Raw genomic sequence first — 18,444 nt, forward strand, 5'->3', positions numbered from 1 at the left:
TCCCGGCGCGTCAGGTGATCACATCTGGCGCGTCGCGGCCGGTTCGGGCGCGGATGCCGGCGATCCTGTCCGCCGCCGCGATCACCGGGGCCAGCGCCGCCTGTGCATCCTGCGCCAGCGCTGCCGGATCGGTTTCCAGCTGTTCCAGATATACGCGCAGGGTCGCGCCCTCGGTCCCCGTGCCCGACAGGCGATACATCACCCGCCCGCCCGAGGTGAAGCCAACCCGGATCCCCTGCCCGGTCGAGCGCGATCCGTCCACCGGATCGTCATAGGCGAACTCATCCGCCATCTCGACGACCAGCGGGCCAAAGCTTTGCCCCGGCAGGCTGTCGAACTGCGCCCGCAGATCCGCCATCAGCGTATTGGCGGCCGCCGCATCCACGGCCTCGTAATCATGGCGCGAGTAATAGTTGCGGCCATAGCGGGCCCAGTGATCATCCATCAGCGCCTGAACAGACTTGCCCGTCACCGCAAGGATGTTCAGCCACAGCAGAACCGCCCAAAGCCCGTCCTTTTCCCGCACATGGTCGGAACCCGTGCCGGCACTTTCCTCGCCGCAGATGGTGGCCCGGCCGGCATCCAGAAGATTACCGAAGAACTTCCAGCCGGTTGGCGTGGCGAAACACTCGATCCCCTTGGCAGCGGCCACGCGATCAGCGGCGGCAGATGTCGGCATCGACCGGGCAATGCCGGCCAGCCCACGCGCATAGCCGGGCGCCAGATGCGCCAGATCGGCCAGCACCGCCAGACTGTCCGAGGGGCTGACATAGCATTTCGCCCCCACGACCATGTTGCGATCGCCATCCCCGTCCGAAGCCGCGCCGAAATCCGGCCCGCCATCGGCATACATGTGATCCATCAGATCCTTGGCCCAGATCGGGTTGGGGTCGGGATGACCGCCACCGAAATCGGGGCTGGGGATGCCATTGACCACGGTGCCAGGGGCAGCACCAAGACGGGTTTCCAGGATCTCGGTCGCATAGGGACCGGTCACGGCATGCATGGCGTCAAAACGCATGCGAAAGCCGCTGGCAAACAGCCGCCTGATCGCGTCGAAATCAAACAGGCTTTCCATCAGCGCCGCGTAATCGGTGACGGGGTCGACGATCTCGACCCGCATATCGCCCAGATTGGTGACGCCGATGGCGCCCAGATCGACATCATGCGCCTCTAGAATGCGATAGCTGTCGATATCCGTGGTGCGGGCAAAGATCTTCTCGGTCACGCCTTCGGTCGCCGGGCCGCCATTCGGGCCGTTATATTTCAGGCCGAAATCCTCGTCGGGGCCGCCGGGATTGTGGCTGGCGGACAGGATCAGCCCGCCATCCGCCCCGCGCTTGCGGATCAGATGCGAGGCGGCAGGCGTGGACAGAATGCCGCCCTGCCCAACGATACATTCCGCTGCGCCATTGGCGGCGGCCATGCGCAAGATCACCTGAATGGCGCGGTCGTTGAAATAGCGGCCATCACCGCCCACGACCAGCGTTTTGCCCTGCACGCCGCCGATCCCGTCAAAGATCGCCTGGACATAATTTTCCAGATAATGCGGCTGCATGAAAATCCGGGTTTTCTTGCGCAGCCCGCTGGTGCCGGGCTTTTGCCCCGGAATGGGCGTGGTCTGGACGATATTCGGGGTCATGCATACTCTCCCTTCGTCTTGCGGGCCGTGGTCTGGGCCTTGGGTTTCATCTGGTCGACCAGATCAAAGACGGCGACCGAGTTTTCGGCGATCCCGGTTCTGACCGAGACTGGGATCGGCTTGCCATCCCCTGCCGTGTCGAAACAGCGCCGCCAGAACTGGCCTGTCGGCGCATCCGGCAGCGTGACCCGCTGCGCGGTGCCGGCGTTGAAGACGACATAGATCGCCCCAAGCCGAGGCTCGTAAGGCGGGGTGCCGCGAGCCATGCGCACCTCCATCCCCAGGAATTTCAACTCGGGATTGGCCCAGTCATCGACGGTCATCGGCTGACCATCGGCGCGGCGCCAGTAAAGGTCGGGCTTGCCGTCGACCGTGCGCGGCAGGGAATGCAGGAACCAGCGCTGCCGCAGGATCGGGTTGGCCTTGCGGAACGCGATGATCCGCTGGCAGAAATCCAGGAAATCCGGGTCGGCATCCTGCCAGTCGACCCAGCCGATCGGGTTGTCCTGGCAATAGGCGTTGTTGTTGCCGCCTTGCGAATTGCCCAACTCGTCCCCGGCCAGGATCATCGGTGTGCCCTGGCTCAGCATCAGCGTGGCCATCATATTGCGGCGACGCCGGGCGCGCAGGGCGATGATCGCGGCATCCGCCGTCGGCCCCTCGATCCCGCAATTGTCGGAAAAATTGTGGTCGTGGCCGTCGCGGTTTTCCTCGCCATTGGCCTCGTTATGCTTGGAATTGTAGCTGACCGTATCCATCAGCGTGAACCCGTCATGCGAGGTCAGGAAATTGACCGAGGACGTCGCCCGCCGCCCGTCATGATCGAACCGCACCGACGATCCCGCAGCCCGGCTGGACAGTTTCGGCACCATGCCATTATCGCCACGCCAGAACCGCCGCACCTGATCGCGGTAGCGGTCGTTCCATTCCGAAAACGGCGCCGGATAGGCGCCCAGCTGATAGCCGCCGGGCCCAACATCCCAGGGCTCTGCGATCAGCTTGACCTTGTTCAGCACCGGGTCCTGCCGCACCGCGCGCAGGAAGGGCGCGTCACGGGTAAAGCTGCCGCTGGTCCGCGCCAGCGTCGAGGCCAGATCGAAGCGGAACCCGTCGACCCGCATGACCTGCACCCAATAGCGCAGCGAATCCATCACCAGCCGCAGCGTGAACGGGTGATCCATGTTCAGCGAATTGCCGCATCCGGTATCGTCGTGATAGTAACGCCGGTCATCGGCCAGCCGGTAATAGCTGGCGTTGTCGAACCCCTTCAGGCACAGGGTCGGGCCCATCTGGTCGCCCTCGGCCGTGTGGTTATAGACCACATCCAGAATCACCTCGATCCCGGCGGCGTGAAAGCGCGCGACCATCTGCTGAAACTCGGCAACATCGCCACCCGAAAGATAGCGCGAATCGGGCGCAAAGAAGCCATAGCTCATATAGCCCCAATAATTCCGCAGCCCGCGATCGACCAGAAAGCGGTCATCGACAAAAGCCTGCACCGGCAACAGCTCGATCGCGGTGATGCCCAGCTTGGTCAGGTGATCCAGGATCGGGTCGGATGCCATACCCAGGAACTTGCCGGGATGGGGCACGTCGCGCCGCCCGGCCGTCAGGCCCTTTACATGGGCCTCGTAAAGGATGGTCTCGGACCAGGGATGGCCAAGCGCGCCGCCCGCCTCGCCCCAGGTAAAGGCCGGGTCGACCACGACGCTGCGCGGCATGAACGGGGCGCTGTCACGCTTGTCAAAGCTGAGATCCCGGTCATCGCTGCCGATGGTATAGCCGTAAAGCGCATCGTCCCAGATCGGTCCCCCGGTCAGCTTTTTCGCATAGGGGTCGATCAGCAGCTTGTGCGGGTTGAAGCGGTGGCCGTTCTGCGGATCAAACGGGCCATGGACGCGATAACCGTATTGCTGCCCCGGCTGTATCCCCGAGATATAGCCATGCCAGACATGGCCGTCGCGTTCGGGCAGGTCCAGAATGACGCTTTCCTGACCGTCATCGCCGAACAGACACAGCGACACCTTGGTCGCGTGCTGCGAAAACACGGCGAAGTTCACCCCCTCGCCATCAAAACTGGCGCCCAAGGGATAGGGGCGCCCGGCAGTCAGGTTAAAGCGGTTCGTCATCACGCAGCAGCCAGCAGTTTCGTATACAGATCGGCATAGCGGGCGGCGGATTGATCCCACCCGACGGGCTGGCTCATCGCATTGCGCTGCATCTTCGTCCAGCGGTCAGGCTGGGCGTAAAGGTCACATAACTGTTCCAGCGCACCGGCCAGTGCCTGCGCCGTCACCGGGAAGAACTGGATTCCGGTCGCCACCTCGCGCGCCATGGTCGCGGGCGTCGACGGAATCACCGTATCGGCCAGCCCCCCGGTCAGCGCCACCAGCGGCAGCGTGCCATAGCGCAGCCCGTAAAGCTGGGTCAGGCCGCAGGGTTCAAACCGCGAGGGCACCAGGATGGCATCGCCCCCCGCCATCATCCGATGCGACAACCCCTCGTCATAGCCGATGCGGATGCCGACATTCGGCCCCGCCACACGCTGAAACGCGGCCTCAAGCCCCTTGTCGCCCGACCCCAGCAGCGCCAGCTGCCCGCCCCGGTCCAGCAAGGCCGGCAAAGCTTGCAGCAGCAGGTCCAGCCCCTTCTGTTCGGACAGGCGCGAGACCACAACACATAGCGGCCCCGTCGCCTCGGCCAGACCAAATTCCTGTTGCAGCGCGGCCTTGTTCGCCGCCTTGCCGCGGGCCGTCTTGTAGGGCTGGATCTGGTCGTCCGTACCCGGCGACCAGACCGCCTCGTCGATGCCGTTCAGAATGCCCGAGAAGTTGGCCTTGCGCGCGCGCATCACGCCTTCCAGCCCCATGCCGAACTCGGCCGTCATCAGCTCGGCCGCATAGGTCGGCGATACGGTGGTCAGCCAGTCGGCAAAGACCAGACCAGCCTTCAACGCCGAGATCTGGCCCCAATATTCCATCCCGTCCGGGGTGAAATCGACCGGCGCAATGCGCAGCCCCGCCATCTTCCACGCCGGCGCAAGGCCCTGAAAGGCGATGTTATGGATGGTCAGCACCGTCTGCACCCGCCCCGCCGCAGGCGAGCGGGCGATGTAATAGGGCGCAAGCCCGGCCTGCCAGTCATGGCAATGCACGATGTCTGGCCGCCAGTCGGGCAGTGCGCCATTGGCCAGTTCCGAGGCAACCCAGCTGAGCGCGGCAAAGCGTTCCGGGTTGTCGGGCCAGTCGGACCCGGCATCAGACAGGTAAGGCCCACCGCCGCGATCGAAAAGATGCGGCGCAGACAGCACCAGCAGGTCCCGCCCATCAACCCGCGCGGCCAGCAGGTCAGCCGGCCCGCCGAAACAATCGTCAAAGCGTGCCACGACGGCAGTTTTCTTCAGCGCCTTCAGCACTCTGGGATAGCCCGGCATCAGGGTCCGCATGGTCACCCCGAAAGGGGCCAGCGCCGCCGGCAAGGCACCGGCGACATCGGCCAGGCCGCCGGTCTTGATGATCGGCGCAACCTCGGAGGCGACGGACAGAACCTGCGTCAATGCGCGGCCTCCCATTTGGCGATCATGTCCTTGGTGATCAGCGTCGTCCCCTTTTCGGTGACCCGGAAGAACTTGGCATCCTCGGCGTGATCCTCGCCCACGACCATCCCGGCCGGGATATGAACGCCGCGGTCGATCACGCATTTGCGCAACCGGGCTGATCGGTTGACCACCACAAAGGGCAGCGCGACCGTGTGATCCAGCACCGCATAGGAATTGGTGTGGACCTGCGTGAACAGCAAGGAATTCCTGACCTCGGTTCCCGAGATGATGCAGCCCCCCGACACCATCGAGGAAATCGCCACGCCGCGCCGGTCCTTTTCATCATGAATGAACTTGGCCGGCGGCACGCTTTCCGAATAGGTCCAGATCGGCCATTCGGTATCCCACAGATCCAGCGTGGGGGTGAAATTGGTCAGGTCGATATTCGCCTCCCAGAAGGCGTCGATGGTGCCCACATCGCGCCAATAGGCCTCGGCCCCCTCGGCACGAACGCAGCTGTCCTCGAAGCGGTGGGCGATGGCCTTGCCGTTCTTGACGATGTCGGGGATCAGGTCATTGCCGAAATCATGGCTGGAATTGGGATCGGCCGCATCCTTCAGCAGCAGGTCGCGCAGGAAGGCCCAGTTAAAGACATAGATTCCCATCGAAGCCAGCGCCTTGTCGGGATCCTCGGGCGTGCCCGGCGGATCAGCGGGCTTTTCCAGGAACGAGGTAATGCGATAGTCGCGATCGACCGCCATGACGCCAAAGGCCGTCGCCTCCATCCGGGGGACGGTCAGGCAGCCGATGGTCACATCCGCCTTGGCCTGCACATGCTGGCGGATCATCAGCTCGTAATCCATCTTGTAGATGTGATCGCCGGCAAGGATGACGATATAGTCGATGCCATAGCTGTCGATGATGTCGATGTTCTGGGTCACCGCATCGGCGGTGCCGCGATACCAGTTTTCCTCGCCCATGCGCTGCGATGCGGGCAGGATGTCCAGAAATTCGTTCCGCTCGGCCCGGAAGAAGTTCCAACCGCGCTGGCAGTGGCGGATCAGGCTGTGCGCCTTGTATTGCGTGGCGACCGCCATCTTGCGGATGCCCGAGTTCAGCGCATTGGACAGCGCAAAGTCGATGATCCGGGTCTTGCCGCCGAAATAGACGGCCGGCTTGACGCGCCGGTCGGTCAGCTCCTTCAGCCGCGATCCACGCCCCCCCGCCAGCACGAATGCCATGGAACGTTGTGCCAGTCTTCTGTCGTCGATCATGGTCCCCTCGCCTCCCCTTGTGACCCCTTGACCACGGATCACCCCTTGGGGCGATCCAAACGCAGCACCACCGTCGCCAGCGGTGGTAAACGAATCTCGATGGAATCGGGCAAGCCGTCCCATTCCTGGGCAGAGCTGTCCAAGCCCCCGGCGTTCACACGGTCGCCGCCGCCATAGCCGCCCGCATCGGTATTGATCACCTCGGACCAATGCCCGGCGGCGGGAACACCCACCCGGAAATGTCCGCGTTCGACCGGCGTGAAATTGCAGACCACCACGACCGGCGCGTCGCCTTCATCGCCAAGCCGGCTGAAGGCGATGGTCGATTGCTGCGGATTATTGGCGATCCAGCGAAAGCCCGATGGCTCGCAATCGCGCCGATACAGCGCCGGGGTTTCGCGATACAGGTGGTTCAGATCGCGCACCAGCGCCTGCACCCCGCGTTGATGCCCGCCATGCAGCGCATCCCAATCCAGCGACTGATCGTGGTTCCATTCCTGCCATTGGCCGAACTCGCAACCCATGAACAACAGCTTTTTGCCGGGATGCCCCCACATGAAACCGTAATAGGCCCGCAGATTGGCAAATTTTTCCCATTCATTGCCGGGCATCTTGGCGATCATGCTGCCCTTGCCGTGAACCACCTCGTCATGGCTGATCGGCAGGATGAAGTTTTCCGAAAAGGAATAGTCGATCGGAAAGGTCATCAGGTGATGATCATAGGACCGATAGATCGGGTCTTTCTCGATATAGCGCAGGGTGTCGTTCATCCACCCCATGTTCCACTTGAAGCCAAAGCCCAGCCCGCCCGAATCGACCGGCGTGGTGACGCCCGGAAAGGCCGTCGATTCCTCGGCCACGGTCATGATGCCGGGGACCCGGCCATAGGTCTGAATGTTCATGTCGCGCATGAAGCCGATGGCCTCGTAATTCTCGCGCCCGCCATCGCGGTTGGGCACCCATTCCCCGGCCTTGCGCGAATAGTCGCGATAGAGCATCGAGGCCACCGCATCCACGCGCAGCCCGTCAAGATGGTATTCCTCCAGCCAATACAGGGCGTTGGCGACCAGATAGTTGCGCACCTCGGTTCGGCCATAGTTATAGATCAGGGTGTTCCAGTCCTGATGAAAGCCCTCACGCGGGTCGGCATGTTCGTAAAGATGCGTGCCGTCGAACCGAGCCAGCCCATGCGCATCGGACGGGAAATGCCCCGGCACCCAGTCCATCAGCACGCCCAAGCCAGCCTGATGCGCGGCCTCGACCAGATCGCGAAACTCATGCGGCGGGCCGAAACGGATCGTCGGCGCATACATGCCGACCGGCTGATAGCCCCATGATCCGTCAAAGGGAAATTCGCTGACCGGCATGAATTCCAGATGGGTGAAGCCCATCCATTTCGCATAATCGACCAGCTCGACCGCCAGTTCCCTGTAGCTGAGCGGGCGGTTGCCCTCGGCCCGGCGCCAGCTGCCCAGATGGACCTCGTAGATGGAAATCGGCTGGTCCCGGCGGTTACGCTCGGCCCGTTCCGCCATCCAGTTGCCATCATCCCAGCCATAGCCGGAAATATCGCGCACGACCGAGGCGGTCTGCGGCGGGTGCTGCGCACCAAAGCCGACCGGATCGGCCTTTTCCTGCACCGCGCCGGACTGGGGGGCGATCTCGTATTTATACAGCGCGCCCTCGGCGATGCCGGGGATGAACAATTCCCACATGCCGGTGACGCCCCGGCGACGCATTGGATGGCGGCGGCCGTCCCACTGATTGAAATCGCCGATCACCGAGACCCGCGCGGCATTGGGTGCCCAGACCGCGAAATGCGTGCCCGAAACACCCTCATGCGTGCGGATATGTGCGCCAAGCACATCCCACAGCCGATGATGCGTGCCCTCGCCGATCAGATAGTCGTCGATCTCGCCCAGAACCGGGCCGAAACGATAGGGATCGTCGAAATCCCAGCTGTCGCCGTTGTCGAACACCGCGCGCAGCCGATAGGGGGATTTGCTGACAGGCACCGACCCGCCAAACAGCGGCCCCTCGATCCGGGGCAGGTCGACGACCTTGCGCCCGACGATGGCCTGCAATGACAGGGCGTCGGGAACCAGCGCCGTGACCCAGGCCTTGCGCCCCTGCTTGTGCAGGCCCAGCACGTCAAAGGGCGCATCATGCCGCGCATGCAGCAGACGGCTGACATCCTGTTGCGACAGGGTGGGGGGAAGTTCGGCCGATGTCATGTGACGTTCTCCCTGTGCTGCGTTCCGAATGGCCGGCGTGATCTAGCCTGTCATCTTTTTGCCAATCACGAAACCGTTCGCCTTCAGATTGACACGGCTCCCTGTCAGAGTCGCCCCCTGCGTGAGAAGCCCCTGAACCGGGCCCTCCAGATCGACCGAGGCCGGTTCGGTTGACAGGTTGAACAGGCACAGCAGATCAGCGCCGCGTTCATAGCCCAGAACCGGCTCGGGCAAATCAAGGAAGTGGATCCTGCCGTTCCGCAAATCCGGCTCGGCCCGGCGCAGCGCCAGCATCTGCCGGTAAAATTCAAGCACGCTGTCCGCGCGCCCGTCCTGGGTCGACACCGCGCGCGCCTGTTGCGGCGCCTTGACGGGCAGCCAGGTCTTGTTGGCCCTGGAAAAGCCGGCATTCGGGGCCTTGTCGTCCCAGACCATCGGCGTGCGGCAGCCGTCGCGTCCCTTGTATTCGGGCCAAAAGGCGATGCCGTCGGGGTCGGTCAGTTCATCGAAGCTCAGCTGCGTATCGACCAGCCCAAGTTCCTCGCCCTGATACAGGCAGACCGAGCCCTCGAAACTCAGCAGCATGGCTGCGGCCTGTTTGGCCAGCGCGTCCTGATCGGCGGCATGATCCAGCCAGCGCCCGACATGGCGCGGCACGTCATGGTTCGAAAACGCCCAGCAGGGCCAGCCTTCCGGCGCGCCCGTGAAGAAGCGCAGAATCCGGCTGCGGAAATGTTCGGCGCTGAAATTGGGACCGAGCATCTCGAAGGAATAGGCCATATGCAGGCGCTTGCCGCTGGTATATTCGCCCATCAGTTCCAGCGACAGATGGCTGTCACCGACCTCGCCCACGGTGGTGCGGGCGTCATATTCGTCCAGCAGCGCCCGCATCCGTTCCAGAAAGCCGATATTCTCGGGCTGATTCTTGGAAAACAGGCAGAATTGCATGTCGAACGGTTTCAGCGCCTGCTGTGCCCAGGGCAGATAATTCGCCGGATTGTCGCGCAGCAGACGGTCATGGAAATAGAAGTTCACGGTATCCAGCCGGAACCCGTCGACCCCGCGTTCCAGCCAGAAGCGCATGCTGTCCAACAGATAATCCTGCACCGCGGGATTGTGGAAATTCCAGTCCGGCTGTTCCTTCAGGAAGTTGTGGAAATAATACTGCCGCCGCCGCGAATCCCAAGTCCAGGCCGCGCCGCCAAAGATCGACTGCCAGTTGTTCGGCGGCGTGCCGTCATGGTTCGGATCGGCCCAGACATACCAGTCCGACTTGGGATTGTCGCGCGAGGACCGCGATTCCGCAAAGAACGGGTGCTGGTCCGAGCTATGTGACAGAACCTGGTCGATGATGACCTTCAGGCCCAGCTTATGCGCCTTGTCGACCAGTGCGTCGAATTCGGCCAATGTGCCGAAACCTGGGTCGATATCGGTGTAATCGGACACGTCATAGCCCATGTCCTTCATCGGCGAAGGAAAAACAGGCGACAGCCAGATCGCATCGACCCCAAGCGCGGCAACATAGTCCAGCCGCTGAATGATGCCTGCCAGATCGCCGATGCCGTCATCATTGGCGTCCATGAACGACCGGGGATAGATCTGATAGGTCACCGAGCCGCGCCACCAATCCTGTTCGTCCCGCTTCTCGGCCATGTTCCCCCCGAATACCCTGTTCGAATCGCTGATGTTTGCCCTAACAATTCTTAATGAGTCACGCCAATCTGCCGAAAGTTGCAAGCCTCGATTATCCGCTGACCTCAAAAACGCGGCAAGCCGGCAGAATAGCCGCGCAAGGATCGGCAGATGCCGGTTGGTTCGGGCCTGAAGGTGGTTTTGGGACTGAAAGGCTGGACCTGCGGGGCAGGTGGTGCCGCTGAAGGGACTCGAACCCCCGACCCCATCATTACGAATGACGTGCTCTACCAGCTGAGCTACAGCGGCATCTGGTGGGCCGCCGGATAACAGGTTCCGCGCGGCGGGGAAAGGGGGCGAAACGGTTTTTCCGTAACGCCCCCGAACCGGATCAGGATTTCTTGCGTGCCGGTGGTGCCGGATCAGCCTCGGGCGGCTCGACATCGGGGCGAACAAGGATCGGCTCGGCCAGTTCCTCTGGCTTTGGGGCGTCCTTGGGCGCGGCGTCGGCCGGCGATGGTGTCGCCTTGGCCGTTCCGTTCACGGTCACGGCTGCCTCTGCTGCGGTTGGCTTGGCCGGGCTCGGTTCGGGCGATGTGTCCGTCGACGAGGGGTCGATCTCGACAAAATCCGCCTCGCGCGGGACCATGCCCGGCGCGACGGCGGCGATTTCAACCCGGCTGTGGCGCTGCTCGGCCTCGGCCGCAGGCTTGGCCTTTGCGGCACCATTGCCGTTTGCCGACACGGTCGCGGCGGCATCGGGTCCGGTCGGCATCTCTGCGACGAGAACGGCATCGTCACCGCCCTGCCTGGCAGGCGCCGGACGGGTGCCCGCCCCGATCAGCAAGGGCAGCATCTCGGCCCCCGGCCGCGCCATGGCCCCGTTCAGTTTTTCATCGGGAACGCGCCAGGTCAGCGTGTCGAAACCGCCGCATTTGTCGCAAACCGGCGCCCAATCGGCCATCACGTTCTGGCATTTGTCGCAGACCCATTGCGGCCCGCGCGAGGCGGTCAGCGCCTTGGCCAGCCAGCCACGCACCACCGCATCATCGGCGCCCTCGCCACGTTCGACGGCGGCCATGATCGACAGGCTGCGCACGGTCGGTTCCTTTTCGGCCAGATCACCAAGCGCCCTGCGCGCGCCGGGGAAATCCTCGGCCGCCAGCGCCAGCTCGGCCCGCAGCAGGCGGCTTTCGACATGGTCGGGGTTGCGACGGATCAGGTTTTCGAACCGGCGCACCCGCGCCTCGGGCGATTCGTCCGGGGCGATCTCGGCGAAGGCGGCGGCAATATCGGGATGGGGGCGGACCGACCAGGTCTTTTCCAGCACGCGGCTGGCATGGCGGGTATCGTCTTTGGCCAGATAGCTGCGTGCGGCCAGAACGGCGGCAGGGATCAGGTCGGGCGAGGCCCGATTCGCGGAAATAGCCGCCTCGCGCGCGCTGATCGAATTGCCCTGTTTCAGAACCTCGCTGGCCTCTTGCAGGGCCAGAACGGCATCGCGGCGGATATGCACATCCTTGGGCAGTTCGCCCTGCTTGCGCTTGTCCTTCAGCACGCCGCGCGCGCCTTTCCAGTCGTTCTGCCGCGTCTGCAACATCAGCAGCGTGTCCTGCACTTCCTTATGTCGCGGCTTCAGCGCATAGGCCTTTTCGGCCAGTTTCAGCGCCGTTTCCGTATCCCCTGCCTCAAGCCGCTGGCGCATCAACCCGCGCACACCGACGAAACGGGTGCGGTCATCTTCCAGCAGCTTGCGATAGACGGCGTCGGCGCGGGCACTGTCGCCCGCCACCTCGGCGGCCTGCGCGGCCAGCAGATTGGTCACATGCGGCTGGTTCAGATATTTCGCGGCCTTGCTGGCCTTTTCCTGGGCCAGCTTGCCTTCGCCAGCCGCCACGGCCAACATGCCTTCGCCCAAAGCCTCGTATCCGCGCCGCTCGCGCGAGCGGGCGAAATAGCGGTTGATCGCTGTCTCATCGCCGGCAAGAAAGCGCAGGAAGGCCAGAAGCAGGCCCAGCAGCTTGAAGGTCAGCCAGGCAGCAACCATCACCACCAGCAAACCGATGATGACCTGCACCGGCCCCAACACGTATTCCACGCCGTTGAATTGCAGCCGCAACGTCTGGCCCGTTTCGGACAATTGCATCGCGCCAAGCGCGACGCCCAGCACGACGGCAAAGAAGAACAGGATTTTCAGCAGTGACAGAAGCATCGCGTTCCCCTTAATTCGTCTGGCCGGACAGATCGTTCAGCGCGGCGCGGGCATCGGCATGGGCCTGCGCGCCGGCCAGCCAGGCTGCCATCTCGGGCGCTTGCGCCGCAACTTCGGGCAGGGCCTGCAACTGGGTCAGGGCAGCGGCAACATCGCCATCCGACAAGGCCGCCTCGGCCCGCGACAGCACCGCATCGGCATCCGTTCCCTCGCGCGGTTCAACCGAACGGGCGCCGGTCTGGGCGCGCAGGAAGTTGCCGATCATCGTGCCGCCATCCGCCTCGGCCGAGCCGTCACGCAGCGCCGCCCGCAGCGCCGCCCGTGCTGCCGGCGGATAGCTTTCCTGCAACGCCAGCAGACCCGGCACCTGTTGCTGCACCGCCTCGGGCGCGGCAACGCCAGCCTGTTCCATCTGCTGCACGGCTGCGTCGGTCGGACCGCCTTCGTCCAGCGCGGTCTGAAGTGCGGCAATCGCGGCCACAGCCTCGGCCCGGCGGGTCGAGCTTTCGGCCGCCTGTTGCAGCTTTTCGGCCTCGGCCCTGGCGGCATCCAGCTGCGCCTGTGCCTCGGCGGCGGTCTGGCGGATCTGGTCCTGAAGCGCGGTCATTTGCTGCGGGTCGATGCCGCCGCCGGCCGTGCCCGCACCAGCCGCCTCGAAGGCCGCGAAGCGGTCGGTCAGCGCGACGATCTGCTGCGACTGCGCCTCGACCGCGGCCTGCAATTCGGGCGTGGTATCGGCACCGGCCGGCATTTCGGCGATGATCTGGCGGGCAGCCTCGGCGCCGGCCTCGCCGGCCTGGGCCGTCAGCGCCTCGATCTGGGCCGACAGTTCAGACCGGGCAGCGGCGACGGCCTCGTCGCGCAGGGCGGCATTGCCTGCGGCCATCTCGGCCCGGATTTCCTGCTTCAGCGCCTCGGCATCCAATGCCGGGGCCGATTGCCCGCCCCCAGGCAGGTAGGGCATCGCCCAGATTGCGGCGGCAGCACCCAGCCCGGCGGCCACGACCCCGCCCAGAGCCAAGGGCAGGAAGCCGGACTTTTGTGCCGGCTGCGGTGTCTTGGTCGATGGTTTGGCAGCGGCGGCGGCAGGCGGTGTCTCGGCAGGTTTCGCCGCGCTGGTATCGGGCTTGGGCGATTGCGGCTTGTCGACCGAGGCCAGCCGGTCCTGTTGCGGCGAGGCCAGCGCGGTCGGCGCCTCGTCAGATTTGCGCGCGGCGGCGGCGGCAGGCGTCTTGTCCTTGCCCAGCAGCGCCGAGTCGGCCGGCTTGACCTGCCCGCCCGAGGCAGCGGCCTTTTCTGCCGCCCCGGCCTCGACCGGGCTGTTTTCGATGACTGGCGCCGACGCCGCCGGCTTCTTGCCCCCAGCAGGCGCGGCGGCTGCGTTCTCGGGTGTCGCCTTCGACTTCGCGGTGGTCTTGTTTTCCGGCTTTTTCACGTCGCATCCCCGTCAGAAATTCAGCGCAGATCGCGCCGAAATCGCATCCCTCGACTATCAATCTTAGACAGCCGGGGGGGCAGGCTCAACCCGCTCTGCGCATCAATCTTGCGGCGAAAGCAGGTGGATAACGGCATTTCTGACGCCCTCGGCATCAGGTCGGCCCGCAAGTCGCGACAGGGCCAGCGGGCCAAGCCATTCCGACAGGGCGGATTCGCTGATCGGCGCAAGCCGCAAAGGTGCCGCAAGAACCGGCGGCAGGGCCAGCGACAGCAGCCGGGCCGAGCGCGGCGAGAACAAGGGCACGACCACCGGCGCAGGCCCGGCAAGCAGGCGCAGCGCGTGATCCGACAGCGGCACGGGCAGTTGGTCATAGACCACCATCCCCTCGACCGGCAGCACCTGCGCGACATGACGGCCATGGGGATGGATCAGCGGCAGATCGGCCGCCGCGATCAGCGGCAGCAGCCCCTGCGCATCGCCCGAGCCCTCGGTCACCTCGAACCCCGCCTGCCGGGCCAGCGCGGCCGTTCGCGGCCCGACGCACAGCGCCGGTCGACCCCGCCCCGGCCCCGCCGATCCGACCGCATGGGCCGAGGTAAAAACCAGACCAGGCGCGCGCGCCAGCCGGTCCGCATCATGGAGCACGGGCTGAATCCGAAGGATCGGCGAGATCACCACCGGCACATCCTCCGGCAGCAGCGCGGCAAAGCGTTCCGAGTCAGGCTGCGGGCGGGTCAGCAGCACGGTGGCGCGCAGGGCAGCGCTTGGCATTGGCAATCCCCCGGTGTCGGTGATACCCACAGGCCTAACCCCATGGCCCTGCCACGGCAAGCGCCCCAACATGGCTGGACAGATGAGCGAACTGGTCTTTCTCGGTATCGAAAGCAGCTGCGATGACAGCGCCGCCGCCATCGTCACAGGCGAAGGCCGCATCCTGTCATCGGTCGTGGCCGGGCAGAACAGCCTGCATGCCGATTTCGGCGGCGTGGTTCCCGAAATCGCCGCCCGCGCCCATGCCGAAAAGCTGGATCTGTGCGTCGAGCAGGCGCTGGCGCAGGCCGGGCTGGGGCTGGCCGATCTGGACGGGGTGGCGGTGACCGCCGGGCCGGGGCTGATCGGCGGGGTCATGGCGGGCGTGATGCTGGCCAAAGGCATCGCCGCTGGCACCGGGCTGCCGCTGGTGGGCGTGAACCATCTGGCCGGCCATGCGCTGACCCCGCGCCTGACCGACGGGATCGGTTTTCCCTATGTGATGCTGCTGGTCTCGGGCGGGCATTGCCAGTTCCTGCGGGTCGAGGATCCGCAAAGCTTTACCCGCCTTGGCGGCACAATCGACGACGCGCCAGGCGAGGCCTTCGACAAGCTGGCACGTCTGCTGGGCCTGCCGCAGCCCGGCGGCCCCTCGGTCGAGGCCGAGGCCGCGCAGGGTGATCCCGACCGCTTTGACCTGCCCCGCCCACTGCTGGACCGGCCGGGTTTCGACATGTCCTTTTCGGGGCTGAAAACCGCCGCATTGCGTCAGCGCGATGCATTGGTGGCGGCACAAGGCGGGCTGTTCCAACGCGACCGCGCCGATCTTTGCGCGGGCTTTCAGGCCGCCGTCAGCGACCTGCTGGCCGGCAAGGCGGCGCGGGTGCTGGCGGCCCATCCGGTGCCGGTATTGGCGGTAGCGGGGGGCGTCGCGGCCAACCGCACCATCCGCGCCGCGCTGGAAGCCGTGGCCGAACAGGCGGGCGCGCGGTTTCTGGCACCGCCACTGGCGCTGTGCACCGATAACGGCGCCATGATCGCATGGGCCGGGATCGAGCGGTTCCGGCAGGGTGCCCGCGACGACCTGTCGCTGATGGCCCGGCCTCGCTGGCCGCTGGATCAAAGCGCGGCGCCGATGCTGGGCGCGGGCAAGCGGGGGGCCAAGGCATGACCCTGTCGATCATCGGCGCCGGGGCATTCGGCACGGCGCTGGCCGTGGCGCTGGCCGCCAACGGGCCGGTCACGCTGTGGGGGCGCGACGCCGGCAAGCTGCGCAACAACCCGCGCCTGCCCGGCATCACCCTGCCGTCCGAGGTCGCGCCGACCACCGATCTGGCCCAGGCCACCCGCGCCAACACGATCATTCTTGCCCTGCCCGCACAGGCGCTTGGCGGCTTTCTGGCCGAACATGGCGCGGCACTGGACGGCAAGCCGCTGGTCAGCGCCGCCAAGGGCATCGACCTGACCACGCTGACCGGCCCATCACAGCTGATCGCCCGCCATTGCCCCGCCGCCATCCCGGCCGTGCTGACCGGCCCCTCTTTCGCCGCCGACATCGCCCGCGGCCTGCCCACCGCCCTGACCCTTGCCTGCGCCGACCCGGTGACGGGCGAGGCCTTGCAACACCGCCTGTCGACGCAGGTGCTGCGGCTGTATCGCTCGACCGATGTGACGGGCGCAGAACTGGGCGGGGCGCTGAAAAACGTCGTCGCCATCGCGGCCGGCGCGGTGATGGGCGCGCGGCTTGGCGACAGCGCACGCGCCGCCATCATCACCCGAGGCTTTGCCGAGATGACCCGGCTGGCCACCCATCTGGGCGCGCAGCCCCAAACGCTGACCGGGCTGTCCGGGCTGGGCGACCTGACGCTGACCTGCACCTCGGACCAGTCGCGCAACTATCGCTTTGGTTTCAGCCTGGGTGCCGGCAGCGGCTTTGACGCGGCCACCACGGTCGAGGGCGCCGCCACCGCGCAGGCCGTCACCGCACTGGCCCGGAAACTGGGGCTGGACCTGCCGATCACGGCCGCCGTCTCGGGGCTTGTCACAGGCGGAATATCGGTGGAAAAGCTTATGCTGCAACTGCTTAACCGACCATTGAAGGACGAATGATGCCACTTTTCGCGATCATCTGCCACGACAAGCCCGGCATGCTTGAAGCCCGTATCAACGCCCGCGAGGCCCATCTGGGCTTTTTGCGCAATGAAGGCATCGTCCGCCTCGCCGGTCCGCTGATCGAAGAGGGCGAGATGCGCGGCTCGCTGATCGTGCTGGAGGCTGATGATCTGGAAAGCGCCCGGAAATGGGCCGATCAGGATCCCTATAAGGCAGCCGGCCTGTTCGCCTCGGTCGATGTGATTGAATGGAAGAAGGTCATCGGCTGATGCGTTACTGGTTGTTCAAATCCGAGCCCGATGTCTTTGGCTGGGACGATCTTGTCGCCAAGGGCGACACGGGCGAGGAATGGGACGGCGTGCGCAACTATCAGGCGCGCAACAACATGCGCGAGATGAAGATCGGTGATCGCGGGCTTTTCTATCACTCGAATATCGGCAAAGAGGTCGTGGGTATCGTCGAGGTCGCCGCCGAGGCCCATCCCGACAGCAGCACCGATGATCCGCGTTGGGAATGCGTCGATATCCGCGCCGTGAAGCCGGTCAAACGGACGGTGACGCTGGACGAGGTCAAGGCCGAACCGCGCCTGAAGGACATGGTTCTGGCCAATAACAGCCGCCTGTCGGTCCAACCTGTCAGCCCCGCGGAATGGGCGGTCATCATGGAGTTGACCGGGCTGGAGTGACGGGGCCTGGCTTTGGGGGCGGCGGGTGAACCGGTCTGCGCCGCCGAACCCGGATGGTCCGCCCTGCGGGACGAAGCGGTCATTGCCCTCCTGCAAGTTGAGGCCATTCCTGTAAAAAGGCGTCACGAGCAAGCAGGCCGGGTGATGAGGAGCTGCGCTTTGTCGATTGGGTCAGTCTCACAAAAATTAGCGGCTTTTCCTTATCCTCGCGCCATGCCCAACCCGCATACCAACCCCACCCATGCGCGTAGTCGAAGCTGCGATCAGCCCGCCGAGGATAGGCCCCGCCGGTTTTTCCGTGAAGGTGCCACCCCCCTGACTGGTGGACTTCAACAAGGTCGCGCGCATGTGACATCGCCTGCTGATCCACTGGCAATTTATCCAGAACCAGAGACCGCAAGAAGGTTGCCTGCTCATGCGGGGATATCCGCAGCGATGAGGATACCCATGCCCTTTCCAGTCCATTTTCAAATCCCGGATCGCCAGAGAAATCGGCATTTCCGTAACCAAATTCCTGCGCATAGCGCGTTAAGGCATCGCTTCCGATGGCTTGGGCAATACGCTGAGAATACCATAGCACCGAATAGCGCATCCAATCAGTGGGATCTGTATCACGAGTCCAGTTTGCCCCGCCCCAGTCGGGGTCTCCTGAACGGAATTTCATGACGGGATCATGCGCGCTTCTCAGAATTTCCGCATCATAGGCCATCACCGCCAGCGGGATCTTGAAGGTTGAAGCAGGGGTGACACGAGACGAGCAATCCCCGTCCTCCAACAAGACCTCTGCCGACCGCGCGTCCATCAGGATCGTGCAAATCGTCCCCGACCTTGCCGGAAAAGTTGCAAGCGTCAAAAGCGCAACGGCGAGCGCAGGAATCCAAATGCGCAAGACAAACCTCCATCGCTTTGGCTTGTCCATCCCCCCAT

The 18,444-nt window shown here is 64.7% G+C and carries 14 protein-coding genes and 1 tRNA gene; 4 read left to right on the forward strand and 11 right to left on the reverse strand.

The window, feature by feature from the left end; genetic code table 11:
* Nucleotides 1-10: 10 nt before the first annotated feature.
* From FNJ84_RS02165 to FNJ84_RS02210, 10 genes are all read right to left on the reverse strand, one after another.
* Entirely contained in the window at nucleotides 11-1,642 is a 1,632-nt protein-coding gene (locus FNJ84_RS02165) for an alpha-D-glucose phosphate-specific phosphoglucomutase (RefSeq protein ID WP_143791261.1), read from the reverse strand.
* Entirely contained in the window at nucleotides 1,639-3,771 is a 2,133-nt protein-coding gene (gene glgX, locus FNJ84_RS02170; protein ID WP_143791262.1) for a glycogen debranching protein GlgX, read from the reverse strand. Before glgX ends, FNJ84_RS02165 begins: the two co-directional genes overlap by 4 nt.
* Nucleotides 3,771-5,198, reverse strand: a complete 1,428-nt coding sequence (glgA, locus tag FNJ84_RS02175; RefSeq protein WP_143791263.1) for a glycogen synthase GlgA — start codon at nucleotides 5,196-5,198, stop codon at nucleotides 3,771-3,773. Before glgA ends, glgX begins: the two co-directional genes overlap by 1 nt.
* Complete coding sequence (gene glgC / locus FNJ84_RS02180; protein WP_143791264.1) at nucleotides 5,195-6,454, reverse strand: glucose-1-phosphate adenylyltransferase; 1,260 nt, start codon at nucleotides 6,452-6,454, stop codon at nucleotides 5,195-5,197. The genes glgA and glgC overlap by 4 nt, the downstream gene beginning before the upstream one ends.
* A 38-nt stretch (nucleotides 6,455-6,492) precedes the next feature.
* The gene (gene glgB / locus FNJ84_RS02185) at nucleotides 6,493-8,688 is read right to left on the reverse strand and encodes a 1,4-alpha-glucan branching protein GlgB (RefSeq protein ID WP_143791265.1); all 2,196 of its coding nucleotides are present in this window, start codon (nucleotides 8,686-8,688) and stop codon (nucleotides 6,493-6,495) included.
* Nucleotides 8,689-8,730: 42 nt separating this feature from the next.
* Entirely contained in the window at nucleotides 8,731-10,341 is a 1,611-nt protein-coding gene (locus tag FNJ84_RS02190) for an alpha-amylase family glycosyl hydrolase (RefSeq protein WP_143791266.1), read from the reverse strand.
* Nucleotides 10,342-10,553: 212 nt separating this feature from the next.
* Nucleotides 10,554-10,629, reverse strand: a tRNA-Thr gene (locus FNJ84_RS02195).
* A gap of 82 nt (nucleotides 10,630-10,711) precedes the next feature.
* Nucleotides 10,712-12,532, reverse strand: coding sequence for a heme biosynthesis protein HemY (locus FNJ84_RS02200; protein ID WP_143791267.1), 1,821 nt, complete (start codon nucleotides 12,530-12,532; stop codon nucleotides 10,712-10,714).
* Nucleotides 12,533-12,542: 10 nt separating this feature from the next.
* Entirely contained in the window at nucleotides 12,543-13,967 is a 1,425-nt protein-coding gene (locus tag FNJ84_RS02205) for a COG4223 family protein (RefSeq protein WP_143791268.1), read from the reverse strand.
* Between the two features lie 102 nt (nucleotides 13,968-14,069).
* Complete coding sequence (locus FNJ84_RS02210; RefSeq protein ID WP_143791269.1) at nucleotides 14,070-14,741, reverse strand: uroporphyrinogen-III synthase; 672 nt, start codon at nucleotides 14,739-14,741, stop codon at nucleotides 14,070-14,072.
* 82 nt (nucleotides 14,742-14,823) lie between these two features.
* Here FNJ84_RS02210 and tsaD point away from each other — a divergent pair, with 82 nt between their 5' ends.
* The 4 genes from tsaD to FNJ84_RS02230 are packed head-to-tail and all read left to right on the forward strand — an operon-like array spanning nucleotide 14,824 to nucleotide 17,517.
* Nucleotides 14,824-15,891 carry a tRNA (adenosine(37)-N6)-threonylcarbamoyltransferase complex transferase subunit TsaD gene (tsaD, locus tag FNJ84_RS02215; RefSeq protein WP_143791270.1) on the forward strand — a complete coding sequence of 356 codons (1,068 nt, stop codon included), beginning with the start codon at nucleotides 14,824-14,826 and terminating at the stop codon, nucleotides 15,889-15,891.
* Nucleotides 15,888-16,829 (forward strand): NAD(P)H-dependent glycerol-3-phosphate dehydrogenase, encoded by a 942-nt coding sequence (locus FNJ84_RS02220; protein ID WP_143791271.1) that lies wholly within the window; start codon nucleotides 15,888-15,890, stop codon nucleotides 16,827-16,829. Before tsaD ends, FNJ84_RS02220 begins: the two co-directional genes overlap by 4 nt.
* Entirely contained in the window at nucleotides 16,826-17,101 is a 276-nt protein-coding gene (locus FNJ84_RS02225; protein ID WP_143791272.1) for a YciI family protein, read from the forward strand. Before FNJ84_RS02220 ends, FNJ84_RS02225 begins: the two co-directional genes overlap by 4 nt.
* Nucleotides 17,101-17,517 (forward strand): EVE domain-containing protein, encoded by a 417-nt coding sequence (locus tag FNJ84_RS02230; protein ID WP_143791273.1) that lies wholly within the window; start codon nucleotides 17,101-17,103, stop codon nucleotides 17,515-17,517. Before FNJ84_RS02225 ends, FNJ84_RS02230 begins: the two co-directional genes overlap by 1 nt.
* Before the next feature lie 79 nt (nucleotides 17,518-17,596).
* On the opposite strand, the gene blaOXA is transcribed toward FNJ84_RS02230, so the two are convergent.
* On the reverse strand, nucleotides 17,597-18,319 hold the full coding sequence (gene blaOXA / locus FNJ84_RS02235) for a class D beta-lactamase (RefSeq protein WP_221931911.1): 723 nt from the start codon (nucleotides 18,317-18,319) through the stop codon (nucleotides 17,597-17,599).
* Nucleotides 18,320-18,444: the final 125 nt, after the last annotated feature.

Origin of the sequence: Paracoccus sp. M683 (assembly GCF_007096355.1) — a bacterium.
Lineage (GTDB): Bacteria > Pseudomonadota > Alphaproteobacteria > Rhodobacterales > Rhodobacteraceae > Paracoccus.